Annotated in this window: 19 protein-coding genes (1 of these 19 only partly in view); 12 read left to right on the top strand and 7 right to left on the bottom strand. The window is 43.5% G+C overall.

Features of this window, described 5'->3' with window-relative positions:
• The 5 genes from pstB to QC759_RS01840 all read left to right on the top strand — a co-directional run.
• Positions 1–213 carry the 3' end of a phosphate ABC transporter ATP-binding protein PstB gene (pstB, locus tag QC759_RS01860; protein ID WP_048072351.1) on the top strand. It extends 543 nt beyond the left edge of the window, so the window shows 213 of its 756 coding nt (coding positions 544–756); its start codon lies off the left edge, out of view; the stop codon is at positions 211–213.
• A 31-nt stretch (positions 214–244) separates the two neighbouring features.
• Positions 245–913, top strand: coding sequence for a phosphate signaling complex PhoU family protein (locus QC759_RS01855; RefSeq protein ID WP_048072350.1), 669 nt, complete (start codon positions 245–247; stop codon positions 911–913).
• Between the two features lie 3 nt (positions 914–916).
• Positions 917–1,357, top strand: coding sequence for a hypothetical protein (locus tag QC759_RS01850; RefSeq protein WP_048072349.1), 441 nt, complete (start codon positions 917–919; stop codon positions 1,355–1,357).
• Position 1,358: 1 nt separating this feature from the next.
• Positions 1,359–2,051, top strand: coding sequence for a phosphate signaling complex protein PhoU (gene phoU, locus QC759_RS01845; RefSeq protein ID WP_048072348.1), 693 nt, complete (start codon positions 1,359–1,361; stop codon positions 2,049–2,051).
• A gap of 227 nt (positions 2,052–2,278) precedes the next feature.
• On the top strand, positions 2,279–2,476 hold the full coding sequence (locus QC759_RS01840; protein WP_048072347.1) for a hypothetical protein: 198 nt from the start codon (positions 2,279–2,281) through the stop codon (positions 2,474–2,476).
• Between the two features lie 62 nt (positions 2,477–2,538).
• On the opposite strand, the gene QC759_RS01835 is transcribed toward QC759_RS01840, so the two are convergent.
• The 7 genes from QC759_RS01835 to porC form a co-directional block, all read right to left on the bottom strand.
• Positions 2,539–3,381: a fumarate hydratase gene (locus tag QC759_RS01835; protein WP_048072346.1), complete on the bottom strand. Its 843-nt coding sequence runs from the start codon at positions 3,379–3,381 to the stop codon at positions 2,539–2,541.
• A 341-nt stretch (positions 3,382–3,722) separates the two neighbouring features.
• Entirely contained in the window at positions 3,723–4,151 is a 429-nt protein-coding gene (locus tag QC759_RS01830; RefSeq protein WP_048072345.1) for a 4Fe-4S dicluster domain-containing protein, read from the bottom strand.
• A gap of 3 nt (positions 4,152–4,154) precedes the next feature.
• Positions 4,155–4,655 carry a 4Fe-4S dicluster domain-containing protein gene (locus QC759_RS01825; protein WP_048072344.1) on the bottom strand — a complete coding sequence of 167 codons (501 nt, stop codon included), beginning with the start codon at positions 4,653–4,655 and terminating at the stop codon, positions 4,155–4,157.
• A gap of 11 nt (positions 4,656–4,666) precedes the next feature.
• Positions 4,667–5,530 (bottom strand): pyruvate synthase subunit PorB, encoded by an 864-nt coding sequence (gene porB, locus QC759_RS01820; RefSeq protein WP_048072343.1) that lies wholly within the window; start codon positions 5,528–5,530, stop codon positions 4,667–4,669.
• Positions 5,531–6,679, bottom strand: coding sequence for a pyruvate synthase subunit PorA (gene porA, locus QC759_RS01815; RefSeq protein WP_048072342.1), 1,149 nt, complete (start codon positions 6,677–6,679; stop codon positions 5,531–5,533).
• Between the two features lies 1 nt (position 6,680).
• The gene (gene porD, locus QC759_RS01810; protein WP_048072341.1) at positions 6,681–6,923 is read right to left on the bottom strand and encodes a pyruvate synthase subunit PorD; all 243 of its coding nucleotides are present in this window, start codon (positions 6,921–6,923) and stop codon (positions 6,681–6,683) included.
• Positions 6,924–6,935: 12 nt separating this feature from the next.
• Entirely contained in the window at positions 6,936–7,460 is a 525-nt protein-coding gene (gene porC, locus QC759_RS01805) for a pyruvate synthase subunit PorC (protein WP_048072340.1), read from the bottom strand.
• A gap of 335 nt (positions 7,461–7,795) precedes the next feature.
• On the opposite strand from porC, the gene QC759_RS01800 reads away from it, so the two are divergent.
• From QC759_RS01800 to QC759_RS01770, 7 genes are all read left to right on the top strand, one after another.
• Positions 7,796–9,370 (top strand): dihydropteroate synthase-like protein, encoded by a 1,575-nt coding sequence (locus QC759_RS01800; RefSeq protein WP_048072339.1) that lies wholly within the window; start codon positions 7,796–7,798, stop codon positions 9,368–9,370.
• 180 nt (positions 9,371–9,550) lie between these two features.
• Positions 9,551–10,480, top strand: a complete 930-nt coding sequence (locus QC759_RS01795; protein ID WP_048072338.1) for a TIGR00269 family protein — start codon at positions 9,551–9,553, stop codon at positions 10,478–10,480.
• A 95-nt stretch (positions 10,481–10,575) separates the two neighbouring features.
• Complete coding sequence (locus QC759_RS01790) at positions 10,576–10,776, top strand: MoaD/ThiS family protein (protein ID WP_048072337.1); 201 nt, start codon at positions 10,576–10,578, stop codon at positions 10,774–10,776.
• Between the two features lie 121 nt (positions 10,777–10,897).
• Positions 10,898–11,920: a site-2 protease family protein gene (locus QC759_RS01785; protein WP_048072336.1), complete on the top strand. Its 1,023-nt coding sequence runs from the start codon at positions 10,898–10,900 to the stop codon at positions 11,918–11,920.
• A gap of 241 nt (positions 11,921–12,161) precedes the next feature.
• On the top strand, positions 12,162–13,025 hold the full coding sequence (locus QC759_RS01780) for a damage-control phosphatase ARMT1 family protein (protein WP_048072335.1): 864 nt from the start codon (positions 12,162–12,164) through the stop codon (positions 13,023–13,025).
• A 226-nt stretch (positions 13,026–13,251) separates the two neighbouring features.
• A complete protein-coding gene (locus QC759_RS01775) occupies positions 13,252–13,656 on the top strand; it encodes a thioredoxin family protein (protein ID WP_048073825.1) in 405 nt (134 codons plus the stop codon).
• Between the two features lie 179 nt (positions 13,657–13,835).
• Positions 13,836–14,459 carry a cytochrome c biogenesis CcdA family protein gene (locus QC759_RS01770; RefSeq protein ID WP_048072334.1) on the top strand — a complete coding sequence of 208 codons (624 nt, stop codon included), beginning with the start codon at positions 13,836–13,838 and terminating at the stop codon, positions 14,457–14,459.
• Positions 14,460–15,000 lie beyond the last annotated feature (541 nt).

Below are 15,000 nucleotides of genomic sequence, written 5' to 3'. Positions count from 1 at the left end.
TCCACCACCAAGGTGGAGGATCTGATTCACAAACTCAAGAACGACTTTACCATTATCATTGTAACCCACAACATGCAACAGGCTACCCGTGTATCCAAACACACCGCCTTCTTCCTCAACGGGGAGATTGTGGAAAGCGGGCTCACCGAGAAGATCTTCATTGAACCTGAGGATAAGCGAACCGAGGACTACATCACTGGTAGGTTTGGATAAAACTACATATGTGGGCGATTGGTGGTTTAAAATGCTTACAGTGGTCTTGGAAAGACGTTTAAAATCCCTGGAAGATGATGTCTTAGGATTTAGCTGGGAGACCATACGAAGGGTGGATAATTCAGTCAGAAGTTTCCTGGAGGAAGACACCTATTTGGCCCGGGAAATAATTGAAAAAACCGATGAGATCAATAAGGAAAGCTATAAAATTGAACACGGATGTCTTAAGGTTCTGGGGTTGCACCAACCACTGGCCAAGGATCTGCGTTTGGGAGCAGCACTCCTACGAACATCCATAGAACTGGAACGAATAAACAACCTTTCAGCGTATATAGCCCGTTACGCCATAGATGCTGCAGAAAGCGAACGTAGCTGTTATAAACCCCCACACATTGAATTCATGTCCCAGACTGTCCAGGACATGCTGAAAGATGGGGTGGGTGCACTCTTAAATGAGGATATACAGTTACTGAAACGTTCCACCCGGAGTTACGTTAACCTGCAGGATTTTTACAACCAGATGTTTTCGGAGTACCATGAAATCACCCACGGAAGTTCCCAGACTTCACTGATACTGGTAGGGAGGAACTTACTGAGTATGGGACACCACATCATGGGAATGGCCGACCGTGTTGCCTATTCTATAGTGGGTAAACGGGTCATGCACCATAAACTGTTCCACAACATGCTGATGAGGTAAAAAATGTGGCTTCCTTCCGAAGATCCCCAGCACACAGTCCGAGGTAATCTGAAAAAATCCCAAATACCGGAAGTAGGTTACGTAAAGATCTTAGATGGGGGTAATGAATCATTGCTCCTGGTAAAAAATGAAAAAATCATAGCTGCCTGGAATTTAAATGTAAAATCCTTGGAAGAAACCTATGAGAGTAAAGCAATGAACCGGATAAAGGTAAGTTCCGAATCCCGAATAGAAGTGTATAAACTAGATGATAATATGTTTTCAACCATTGTAGACTTGAATGAGGAATGTAAATTACCATTACCCTCAGAGATAGATTTTCTAATTGAAAAGGCGGACACAGACCGCCAGGATGTTCTATCAAAATACAGGATAAGGGATCCATCGGTTGATGATATTGATAATTTGTTAAATGATTATAAATCCAAAATAGGTGGAAGATAGTATGGAGAGAAGATATCCCCGGATGAGGTTCCAGAAAAAACTTGATGATTTGAAGGAAAATGTGGATCAAATGGGTCAAGCCACGTTAAAGGCTTACCGGGAAGCCTTCAGTACCTTTATAAATTACGATGCCGATCTGGTCAAAAGTGTTATGGAAACCAATATAAAGGTCCATGACATGGGTTACCAGATAGAACACGATGCCATGAGTATCATAGCCGCTGAACAACCAGTTGCCGGTGATTTAAGATTTATCGAAACCAGTATTAAGGTTTCAAGTCACTTAAAACGAATTTCTGGTTTGGCCTCCAATATTGCGGATATTGCCCGCCATATCAAGGATGAAGAGATCCCGGAAAAACCCCTCTTTGATCTGCAGCGCATGGCCGATATAGTGGATGGGATGGTGAGTAAGAGTATGGCTGCATTTTTAGCTAAGAACATGAATGTAGCCCGTGAACTACACCGGGACGATGATAAGGTGGATGATCTATTCGATCACGCCCTTAAGGACATTACCAAGAGTATGTTCCAGGATAAGGAATCCATATCCTACCTAATCTACCTGCTGTTCCTGGCCCGGTTCCTGGAGAGAATTGCTGACCGTGCAGAAAACATTGGAGACAGAACCATCTTCATGATCACCTGTGAAAAAGATCAGTTTGCCATTGGAAAGAAACCAGAAGAAGAGTAGGTTTCCTAACCCACGACCATTTAATGGTCGTCTATTTTTTTTCTTGATTATATTGGGGAACTACAGATTTCTGGAGTTACTTAAGGTTTTTAATTTCATATTCTTAAATAACTGGATTTTATGTGGTATACAGTTCCAACCATTTAATATACCCGATCAGACATACACTTCAAGTGTAAAGTACAACACATTTAGTGAAAAGTTGGGCTTCTAGGGGGAGTGATAACTTGAAGATCAAATGGAAAAATGAAAATTTAAGACTGGAAATGAAAATGAACATCCTGGATTATGTTCACCACCACGAAAATATTTCAATATCCAGTTTAGCCGACTACACTAATCAGGAATATATCCTGGTGGCGGCAGTGGTCGAAGAACTAAGGGATGAAGGTTTAATTCCATCTAAAAAGAACATTCCAGGTTAAGGAAGATATTCTTCCGTTTAAATTTTTTTATAAAAAAGTGGAACCGTGGAATAACGGTATTTTTATTCTGTTTTTAAGATTCCCGTTGCCCTACGGGCAGCCCAGCACTGTATACAAACCCCTATAGGAAGACCAGCCGTGTGGGTGTCAGCGTATTCTACCTTAACATCCAGAGCTGTGGTTTTACCCCCTAAACCCATGGGACCGATTCCGGTGGCATTAACCATTTCCAACATTTCTTCCTCCAGGTGGGCCATTCTCTCCTCAGGGTGGTGCTCTCCAACTTTCCGGAGAAGTGCTTTTTTGGCCAGTTTCAGGGCCATATCCGATGATCCACCAATTCCCACTCCCACCACAATGGGGGGGCATGGTTTTCCACTGGCCTTCAGCACGGTGTCCAGGACAAACTGTTTAATTCCTTCCTCACCTTCACCAGGGAGGGCCATTTTAAGGGCATTGTTGTTTTCGGAACCAAAACCCTTGGGGAAAATGGTAATTTCCAGTTCATCATTATCCACCAGTTCCAGGTCAATCTGGGGAATGAAACGGCCACTGTTGTTCCCGGTGTTCTGTCGGGTGAGTGGATCCACCACATTGGGGCGTAAGGGCACCTCACCGGTGGCTTTCTCCACACCCTTAACAATACCCTCCTTCAAATTTTCCACTTCCACCCTTCCCATCTTAACAAATACAATGGGGAGGCCGGTATCCTGGCAGAGGGGAATATTCATTTCTTCCGCAGCTTTTATATTATCTAAAATAGCTTTTAAATTTAAAAGAGCAGTCTCATCATCTTCAATTTCGAATGCATGTTCCAGGGCATTCTTAACATCTTCAGGGAGTTTTATAACCGCTTCCTTGTATAATCGGCAAATTTCTTCTTCTACCCTCTCTTGACTAATCATAGAATCTAGTTTAATCCCCACCCTTATTTAAATTTAGTTCTACTCCTGTCTGAAAGGGAAGGTAAGTGGGGATCATCCCTTATTTTTAACCGTTGACTTAATTTAAAACCAGGGAAAAATTGTAGAATCAATGGAATTTCAGTCATGGGTAGGGGCACGGATAATACCCAAATGAATTAAGTTAAAAATCAACCCTTAAATTAATAAAACTGCTATTTAAGTTTAAATCATATTCATAAATCAATGAAACAGTAACTTAGGTTAAAATAGTATTCAAAATCAATAAAACAGTAAGTTAAGGCTAAACAGTAATAAAAGAGGAAGGGAGGATGATGATCAGATTATTTCATGATCATCTTAACTCTTTCCAGTTCTTTAGCTATGCGGTCCCGTTTGTCCGCCAGGATATCTTCAGAACTCATTTTAAGAGCATCTTTAGGACACACGGAAACACAGAGTGGTTCGTCCCGTTCAAAGCACAGGTCACATTTGGTGGCGATTCCACGTTCATTCAGGTTGATGGCTCCTATGGGACAGGCATCCCGGCACAGTCCACAGCCAATACACTCCTCTTCATGGATTACAACCGCTCCATTGATCTTTTCGATTGCTCCCTCTGGACAGATGGTCATGCAGGGGGCACGTTCTTCAGCACAGTGCAGACAGTAAACTGGCACGCCACTGATCACTCTTATGGCATTTTTGGGACAGATACGCTCGCATTTCCCGCATTCATCACAGAGTTCTGGTTGGGAGATAAGTTCTTTCATTTACTAGGCCTCCTTATCCAGGGCCTTTTTAGCCCGTGTGTTGGCGGTCATTACATTAATGAGATCGGAACTTTTCTTCTTTTTACCGAGACCAGTGATTTTTTCGATATGTTTGCGCTGCTTTTCAGCCTGCAACTTATCAGTGTCCACCTTGGCTATGGCCCGTTTGGAACAGGCTTTCACACAGGCCGGGGTGTCCAGATCAGGGCACTGGTTACATTTATGGGATTTTCGTTCGTGTATGGTTGCCGCACCGAAGGGGCAAACCATCATGCACAGTCCGCAGCCAATACACTTTTCCTGGTCAACACCTTCTTCACCCATGGCTTCGGTGGGGCAGATCAACTGGCAGGGTGCATCTTCACAGTGCTGGCAGATAATGGGATAAAATGATCCCTCCACTTCCCTTACCAGGATCCCGGAAGTTCCGTGGAGCCGGGCACATGCCTCCTGACAGTCCAAACACCCATCACAGAGGTCGGACTGGATAATTATTTTTTCCAAGGCTAAGCCTCCTATATTTTGAGTTCACTGCAGATGGCATCCACATTTTTCTGGATACGTTCTCTTTCTAATTCAGTAAGATGTTTGAAACGTTTTTGAGCCTGTAAGTATTCATCCACCATTTTACGTTGCAGTGGCCGGTAGGTGACACGGAAGTCTCCATCCTCGATTTCATAGAGTATCCATGAACCGGTTTCCACAGCCAGACGTCCCAGGTCAATGGTCTTGGAGGGGTTGAAACCCCAGCCAGTGGTACAGGGTTGGTGTAAGTGAATGTAAGCCGGACCATCTACTTCTCGGGCTTTCTGAACCTTTTTCATGAAGTCTTCCGGGTAGGATATGCTGGCGGTGGCTACGTAGGGCACACCGTGGGCTGCCATGATCATGGGTATGTTCTTTTTGGGTTTGTCCTCACCAAAACTTTCCTTACCATGGGGGCTGGTGGTGGTGGATGCACCGTAGGGGGTGGCTCCACTTCTCTGCACACCGGTGTTCATGTAGGCTTCGTTATCGTAACAGATATAGATCAGGTTGTGACCCCTTTCCATGGCTCCGGACAGTGCCTGCAGTCCTATGTCTGCTGTTCCTCCGTCACCAGCAAAGGCCACTACTTGGGCATCTTTTCCCTGTGATTTTAAGGCTCTTTCCACTCCAGATGCAACTGCGGCTGCGTTTTCAAAGGCCACGTGTATCCAGGGGATTTCCCAGGCAGTTTCCGGGTAGGGGGTGGTGATAACCTCCAGACAGCCCGTGGCGGAAACAGCTACCGTGTTTTTGCCCAGTGCCTTCAGGGCCAGTCTAACACCTACGGTAGCTCCACAACCGGCACATCCTCGGTGTCCAGGGGCCAGGAATTCTTTTTCACTGATTTCCATTTAGAGTTCCTCCTTTTTGAGTCCGATCCATTCCACCTCTCCGGTGGGGTTTTTAGTTTTTTCAATGATTTCCCTGAGGAATGTAGGAGTTATATCTCTTCCTCCCAGTCCAGCTATAAATCCATGGGCATCGGCATTGGTGGTGGCTCGGATGTTGTTGTAGAGCACTCCTCCCATTCCAAATGAGATGTTTTTATCAATCACTGCCACTTTGGAAGCTTTTTCCAGGACTTCTTTAATTTCTTCGGTAGGGAAGGGACGGAACACCCTGATTTTCAGGAGTCCTACCTTTTCTCCTTCTTCTCTAAGATCATCGATAACATCTTTTATGGTTCCACAGAGTGAGCCCATGGCTACCATGATGATTTCGGCGTCATCGCACCGGTAAGTTTCAACGAGATCATATTCCCGGCCGAACACCTCTTTAAATTCCTGGTTGGCCTTGGATATGACGTTTTTGGATTTTTCCATGGCTGCTTCTATGGCGTAACGGGCTTCCATGTAGTAGTCCGGGTCAGTGAAGGTTCCAATGGACATGGGTTTTTCCGGGTCCAGGAAAGCGTAGGGCTTGTAGGGTGGTAAGAACTGGTCCACCTCTTCCTGGCTGGGCACATCCAGTGGTTCCACAGTGTGGGTCAGGAAGTATCCATCGATACAGACCATGCAGGGTAGTAAGACTTCTGGGTCTTCGGCCACTCGGTAGGCTATCAAAACTGCGTCCAGGGCTTCCTGTGCGTTTTCTGCGTATATCTGCAGCCATCCTGAGTCACGTTCAGAAATTGAATCCTGTTGATCGTTCCATATGCTCAGTGGTGCAGATAGTGCTCGGTTTGCATCCACCAGTACAATGGGGCTCCGCATACCAGCCGCAGCAAACAGTATTTCGTGCATCAGGGCCAGACCCTGGGATGAGGTTGCACTGAAAACTCGAACACCGGCTCCGGAAGCACCTAAAGCAGCACTTATTGCACTGTGTTCAGATTCCACACGGATGTATTCTGCTTTCAGGTCCCCGTCGGCCACAAACTGGGCCAGATATTCGGAAATGGTTGTTTGGGGTGTTATGGGATAAACAGGAACTACGTTGGGTTTGGCCATTTTAACGGCTTCAGCCACGGCTCGGTTGGAAGAATAAACTTTTTGAACCATTTTATCCTCTCTCCATTTTTATTGCTTTAACTGGGCATTCTTCGGCGCAGATGCCACAGCCCTTACAGTAATCGTAATCTATATCGTAATCCTGGTTTATACATCCTTCCGGACAGAAAAGAACACAGTTGCCGCAGTCAATACATTTTTCTTTATCCAGAATGGGCTTGAAGGTTCTCCAACTTCCGGTTTTGTTGTTTCGGGTGCTTCCAGGTTCTTTAACACATGCTCCAGTAGATACCATTAGATCACCTTTTTACTCCACCTTTTCGAAGGCAATTTTCGCTGCTTCAGCGTTCTTTTCCCCAATTGGACCAGGGAAAGTTTCTTTGGTTATTTTGATGATTGAGTCCAGGGAAACTCCACCAACCACCTTGGCGAATGCTCCCAGCATCACGGTGTTTACAATGGGAACTCCCAGTGTTTCCAGGGCAATTCCGGTGGCATCGATGGTGTGCACATCAGCACCACTCAATTCTAAATCTTCTTTGGTATTTATTATTACTTTACCTCCTTTTTTAAGGCCAGATAATACATCTACGGCCTCCAGGAGGGTTTCATCCAGTACCAGTACATGGTCCGGGTTATAAACTTGATATCTTCTTCTTATGGGCTTGTCATTTATTCTAGAAAAAGCCATAACTGGTGCGCCTTTTCGCTCAGCACCGAAAAATGGGAATGCTTGACAGTATTTTCCGTCTTCAAATGCTGCTTTTGCCAGTATCTCTGCGGCAGTAACTGCTCCTTGACCACCGCGTCCGTGAAAGCGAATTTCGATCATCTATTTACCTCCATTCCTCATAGTTAATCATTATAAATTTACAATATATATACATGTTGGGTACCCCCACCATGTAAAACTCTTAATGGAATAAAATGGTCTTTAATGGCATTATAATGGTTATTATAATGTCTTAATTGATCATGCTCAAAAATCTCTTTTTATTTAATAAATGGGGTGCAGAAAGAAAGTAAATCCAAGGGATTTCCCACTTGATTTTAGGCTGATCATCTTCCCATTACCTTTTCATCTTTATATATTTTTAAGTTCTATGAAACATATAGAAATTACTTCTAAAGGGATTACTTTCCTTAAAAGAAAGGTGGTAATAGGCAATGAACATACTGATAATCACCGGCGAACTGGCCAGTAAACTGGTAAAAGACGCAGCTTCAAAATCAGATCATAACGTGCAGGTACACGTGGTTAAAACACCCATAGCTGCATTTTTAACCCCTAAAAAGATCATAGGGGAGCTTCGCACATTACCTCACGGAAAATTGGAATCAGTGGAAATGATCATTACCCCTGGACTTATACGCAAGGATGTAAGTCCCATTAAGGATGAATTGGGGATATCTGCTTACAAGGGGTCCACTGATGCCGCTGACCTGGACATCGTCCTGGAAATGGTGGATAAACTGGACCTATCCCCTAAAAAATCTGCAGATAAACTCATTGAGGAAGAACAAAGGAAACGAGCCCTGAAATACATTGAGGATTTTGAGGGTAACCAGGAAAACACTGAAAAACTCCTCCAAAAACCGGAAAACATCCTGGTGGGTGACCTTCCGGTGGGTGAAGACTTCCCCATGAGGGTGCTGGCGGAAATTGCCAACGCGCCCCTGTTAAGTCCGGAAGAACTCTTAAAAAAGGCAGAATACTTTGTCAAATCCGGGGCCAACATGGTGGACATTGGAATGATCGCCGGGGAAAACATGTCCTCCCGGATACCGGGCATGGTCCAGCTTCTAAAGGAAAACTTGGAGGTACCGGTGAGCATAGACACCCTGCAGAGTGAGGAACTCCTGGTGGCCGTGGATGCCGGGGTGGACATGGTGTTAAGCCTGGACCACGGGAACTACTCCGAGGTTTTACCCGCCCTCCAGCGGGCCAGGATCCCGGCAGTCATCCTGCCCACGGATTACCGGAGGGGATGGGTCCCGGAAACCATAGACCAACGGGTAAATTCGTTGATGGATTTAAAAGAAAAATGTAAAGGTATCGAGGTCATTGCCGACCCTATACTGGACCCGGTGAACAGTAAGAGCATGGTTGATTCGATTATTGCCTGCCGTAGATTCCAGGAAACAGTCCCTGTAAAGTGTCCGGTTTTCTTTGGCATAGGGAACGTGACTGAGTTAATGGATGTGGATTCTGTGGGGGTTAACGCCCTTTTATCTGGGATATCCATGGAACTGGGATCCAGCATTCTCTTCACCCCGGAAGAAAGTGGTAAAACCAGGGGAAGTGTGAAAGAACTGGCAATTTCTGCCAAGATGATGTTCCTCTCCAAGATGAGGGGATCCATACCCAAGGACCTGGGGATAAACCTCCTGGTCTTCAAGGACAAGCGCCGGGGAGAGTCCATCCAGGAAGAAGTGGATGTACCGGAGGTAACTGTCAGTGCAGAGTATAAATTCAAACAGGACCCAAGGGGTAGCTTTAAAATCAGCCTGCAGGAGGGGAGCATAATGGTGGTTCATTACCAGAAGATGCAACCCACAGTGGCCCTCTACGGGCAGACTGCCTGGGAGTTGTACCAGGAAATAATAAACCGAGAACTGGTCTCCCGGATGGAACACGCAGCCTACCTGGGACAGGAACTACAGAAAGCCGAAGACGCCCTTAAACTGGGCAAAAACTATGTCCAGGATTTCCCATTGTTTGAAAAGTTCATGGAGTACTGAGAAATTATTTACTGGATCATAAATTTAGTATAATCTAAAAAGGTCTCTAAATATAATCAAAAAAAGATCATGAATAATCTGAGATCCTATTTAATTTTTACAATTCAAAATAAACCTAACCTAAAATAAAGAAATGATTAAGGTAATGGGTGTTCTACCCAACCAAGGAGTAAAATATCAATGGAAGTATGTGATAAATGCGGTAACCCCCGGATCATCATCAAAAGAAAGCAATCCGGACAGATACTCTGCCAGGAATGTTTCATCAGACTGACCCAGGACAAAGTCCTGAGGGACATCCGCCGCCAAAACCTGGTAGACAAGGGAGATAAGGTTTTAGTTGCCTTATCCGGGGGAAAGGATAGTGTAATGGTTCTGGACATCCTGAACAACCTCCGGGAAAGGAGAATAATCGACCTGGTGGCAGTAACCATTGACGAAGGTATCTGTGGCTACCGGGAGGAAGGAGTGGACATTGCCCGGAAAAATGCCGAACTATGGGGTGTGAAACACCGGGTGGTCTCCTTTAAAGACTACGTGGGCCGTACCTTAGATGAAATAATGGTCGATTCAACTGACCGGAATGCTTGCACCTATTGTGGAGTGTTCCGCCGCTGGATCCTGAACCAGGTGGCCCGGGAAGAAGGAGCCAACAAAATAGCCACCGGACACAACCTGGATGACGAGGCCCAGTCCATACTCATGAACTACATGGAGGGAAACATACAGAACCTCACCCGCATTGGAATCAAATCAGAATCCAGTTACGAGGGATTCACCGTCAAGATCAAACCCCTCCGGGAGATCCCAGAGAAGGAAACCGCCCTCTACGTGGTGGCCCGGGATCTACCCGTCCACCTGGCCGGCTGCCCTTATGCCGGGGATTCCTTCCGCGCCAAGGTGAGGGACTTCCTCAAGGAAATCAGCCTGGACCATCCCACCATAATGTACTCCACACTGAGGGGTTTTGATAAGATAAAACCCGTCCTTAAAAAGGAATTTTCCCGGAAAAACCACACTGGAGAATGCACTGAATGCGGAGAACCCGCATCCGGCCAACTCTGCAAAGCCTGCAGCTTCCGTAAAATGTGGGAGAAAAAATCAGGTTAAAGAATTAAGAAATTAATAAAGAATTAATATAACCAAGTTAATCAATTTAAAAAAAAGAGAATACAAGTTAAAAAAACAATTGGAGAATAAAGATCATGGAAGTTACGGTTATCATCGGGGAAGATGAAAAGAAAATAGATGTTGAAGGAAATAAAACAGTAAAAGAACTTCTCCAAATGATGGAAATACCAGTAGAAACTGTGGTGGTTAAGAAAAACCAGTCCATAATAATCGAAGAAGAATCTGTTGAAAATGGGGACATAATTGAAGTAATAAAGGTAATTTACGGGGGATAATTAGTATTCACTGAGTTTAACTGAATAATTTACTAATTAATAATCAATTTACAGTAAGTTTTAGAATCAAACATCAATAATTTACAGTGTAATCCATGGAGATAACCCAGGAAGTGTATATGTGGATGACTTTCATCTAATTGAACAATCAATTTCCCACTATTTTCCAATAATCGGATTTTCCGATGGGGATGGTGGTAAGGAAGGGTCTTACTTTTTGGTGGGAGATTATAACCCCCACAGTTTCCAGGAACTGGTAAAAGAACTGGATGAACTGGGATTTGTTCCCTTTATAAGTCCAGAGGGTACTTATTATAAAATTAACATAGCCAAGAAACAGGAAAAAGGAAAATCTAAGATACACATCAATGTGATTCTTCTCCTGGCCACCATTGGCACCACCCTCTTTGCCGGGTACTACCTGGGAGAGGGAGACATGTGGCAGGCAGTGGCCTTTGCCGTGGCCCTCCTGGGGATAATTGGAGCCCATGAACTGGCCCACTTTTTCGCTGCCCGAAAACACGGAGTGGATGCCACCCTACCCTACTTCATACCCGCACCAACCATAATCGGTACTTTTGGGGCCCTTATAAATATCAAATCCCCCATACCCAACCGCCGAGCATTATTCGACCTGGGATACAGTGGTCCCCTGGCGGGTTTCATTGTGGCCATCCCGGTGCTCCTGATTGGCCTGAAACTTTCTACAGTAGCCACCAATCCTGAGGTTTCAATGGTTTTTGTGCCACCACTGATTATGCAGCTGTTCACTTACTTGGTGGCTCCCGCTGCCAATGAGGGGCAGGTGCTCCTCCTGCATCCCGTGGCCTTTGCCGGATGGGTGGGAATTTTGGTCACCATGTTAAACCTGATGCCGGTGGCTTTCCTGGATGGAGGACACATATCCCGGTCCTTTTTCAGTCAGAAAATCCACTCCTTCGTGTCCATTGTGGGAATAATGATCACCGTAGTTCTGGGATGGTATTTAATGGCCGCCCTCATGGTTGTAATTTATTTCATGAACAAGGGACACCCTGGTGCACTGGACAATGTGGCCCCCATGGACCGGAACCGTAAAATAATAGCGGTGGTTATTGTGGCCGTGTTTATACTGTGCCTTTCACCCTACCCTTTCACCCAGTAGGGTGGAGAATTTAATTCTACAGGAGATTTATTCTACATGAGAATCCTTGGAACCGGGATGAACTCAAGAATCTGCCCTATAATACGGGGGAGATTTTCTACAGTGGAAATAAGAATCTAAACAAGTTGAAAGTTAAGTTGATTGAAAGTTAAGTTGAAATCTATTGAGGAATGCTACTAAAAAGTTTGAATTAATTAAATGAATCAATTATAAAGACTAATCGACTAATTTAAGTGATATCATGAAAGTTCATTACGAATGCGCATCGTGTTTCCTTCGCCAGTCCAGGGAAGCCCTGGACCTGGCCACAGATGATGAGGACCTGAAAATGCAGGTCACCGAAAAGATCAACCGTATACTCTGCCAGGAATTTAAGAAAGGGGCAGTTTCCAACCAGATAGGTACCAAGATCCACCGTACCATTAAACAGGAAACTGGAAACCCCGACCCCTACCATGAGCAGCGTGAAAAATCCGATGAAATCGCCCTCCAGTTCCTACCACAAGTGGAAAAGATACTGGAAAAAGACGGTTCCTTTAAAAACTATCTTAAAGCAGCCATAGCTGGAAATGTCCTTGATTTCGGAGCACTGGGATTGAACTCGGACATTGAGGGCCTGGTCATGTCTACCGTAGAAAAAGATCTCTCGGTGGATCACTCTGTAGAACTGGAAGCTGAACTAAAAAAGGCCAAAACTGTCCTTTACCTGGCGGATAATGTTGGTGAAATAGTATTCGATAAATTACTCATTAAAAAATTACAGGAATATGATGTGGAGGTCACCATGGCCCTGAAGGATGGTCCCATTCTAAACGATGCCTGCCTGGTTGAAGCACGTAAAGTGGGTTTAGATGAAGTGGCCCGGCTCATCACCACCGGCACCGATTCCGTGGGAGTGTTGTATGCGGATCTTTCCCCGGAATTTAAACAGGAATTTTCACATGCCGACCTGGTAATATCCAAGGGTTTAGGTAACTACGAAGGCCTGGGGGAAATGGACCTGGGGGATAAACCTGTATTCTGCCTCCTGAATGCCAAGTGCCGACCAATAGCCCGGGATATTGGAGTGGAAGTGGGAGATAACGTGGTTTTGAAACTGAATTAACTGGATGTTTTAATTTATTTCATTATTTTTCCTTCAAAACCATTTTTTTAACTTTGAACTCTTTTTTAACCTTAAAAACTGTATTTTTATTTAAACACTTCAAAAATATTGAATTTCGGCAATAAAAATTATTTTATCCTATTTTCCTTCCGATTGTAAATAATTGTAAACAAAATATATTATGGTGAAATTCCAGTATAAAACCATGAATAAATATCTGGTGGGGATGGTAATTATCGTGGCAGCACTCTTAGTGGTGGGACTGGTTATTTCTAATTCAACCAATAAAGAAGCAGAAAATAATCCGGACACTTTAAAATGGAATGATAATTTAGATCAGGCCATCCAGGAAGCGAAAGCTACAAATAAAACTGTATTCGTGGATCTTTATGCAGACTGGTGTACTTACTGTGGTGAAATGGATAAAAACACCTTCACCTCCCCGGAGGTCCAGGAAAAACTGTCACAAAATTATGTACTGGTAAAGATAGACGTGGATAAAAATCCAGAACCCAGTTCAAAGTACCAGGCTTACAGTCTCCCTACCATGCTGATACTGGACTCAAATGGCAATGAAATAAAGAGAATAGTCGGATACCAGAGTCCAGAGAAGTTACTGAGCCAGATATAGTAGGATTATAGTATAATAGGGTTTAATTTGGGAATAAAGGCAAATAAAGATACAATAAAGACAAATAAGGGCAGAATAAAGGCAGAATAAGAACAGAATAAGGCAAAATAAGGACAAAATTAGTTTTCCAACGAAAAAAATGCACAAATGCACAATGGTAATGATATACGGGAGATAAAATGGAAACCGGTTATCTACTATCCTTTCTGGCAGGTATAGCATCCATAATATCGCCCTGTGTCCTGCCACTCATACCAGTTGTGGTGGGCTTTTCCCTACTTAAACGAAAGAATACTGAGATAGTTGCCTTTGGGCTGGGATTTTTCCTTCTTTTTGCCATAATAACCATCTTAACCGCCATATTCACAGCTGCCATAAATTATTATCTTTTGTATTTCAGAATAGCGGCGGCATTTATCCTGGTTATAATTGGGGTCCTGTTTATTGTCAATAAAAGGCTGTTTAATATTTCCACACTCTCTATTTCCAATACGCCTGATTCTCAAAAGGGAATAGTTGGATCTTTTCTAATGGGATTTTTAACCTGCCTGGCATGGTCACCCTGTTTCGGTCCTTACGTGGTGGCAGTAGCCACCTACAGTGCATCAACCGGAAACATAGGTTACAGTATAATAAATATGGCCATCTTCGCAGGAGGATTTTCATTAACCATACTATTAATAGCATTTTTAATGTCAAAAATAGATTTCAAATCCATTTTAAAATATTCAGATTGGATACGGATTATTTCTGGGGTTGTAATTGCTCTTGCTGGGTTATATATGTTGATTGGTTTTTTGTAGGTGTCAATGAAACCTGTATTTCTCAATATCAAAATCAAGCACTGATTCAGTGTTATAAATTTTCTTTTGAGCAGTTTTAAAACATCCAGATAATCTAACTTTATTCCTATAATTATTAATATACAATAAAGAGGCTAATTGCTGTGCAGTAATTGAGAAAAACACAGCTTGTCCTTCTCCCAGCATATGGGGTAGATCTATGTTTTTACCAATTCGTAAGCTAAAATTAGTTCCTTTTCCAGTTTTACTTCATGTGCTCTTTCCAATATGGTGATTGGTTTATTATCTGCTATTAAACTAAAGTTGATTAGTGCTAAAGAACGATAACTAGGATTAAATCCACATAAAAGTTACCATGGATGTACCATCATGTTTATGAATCCATAAATCAACTTCCATTTTACGTTGATTCTGATAATAAGTGTAATATGCACTTAATATAGAAATTAACAATGCTATACTTGAAATAAGGGGTATAATGCTATTATAGTCAAATGCCATGAAATTCCTCAACATATTTTATGAAACTAATTAGTTTCAT

The organism is Methanobacterium formicicum, assembly GCF_029848115.1.
Taxonomy (GTDB): Archaea; Methanobacteriota; Methanobacteria; order Methanobacteriales; family Methanobacteriaceae; genus Methanobacterium; species Methanobacterium formicicum.
The sequence above is the reverse complement of the archived record's forward strand: the minus strand, read 5'-3'. Positions and strand labels throughout refer to the sequence as shown.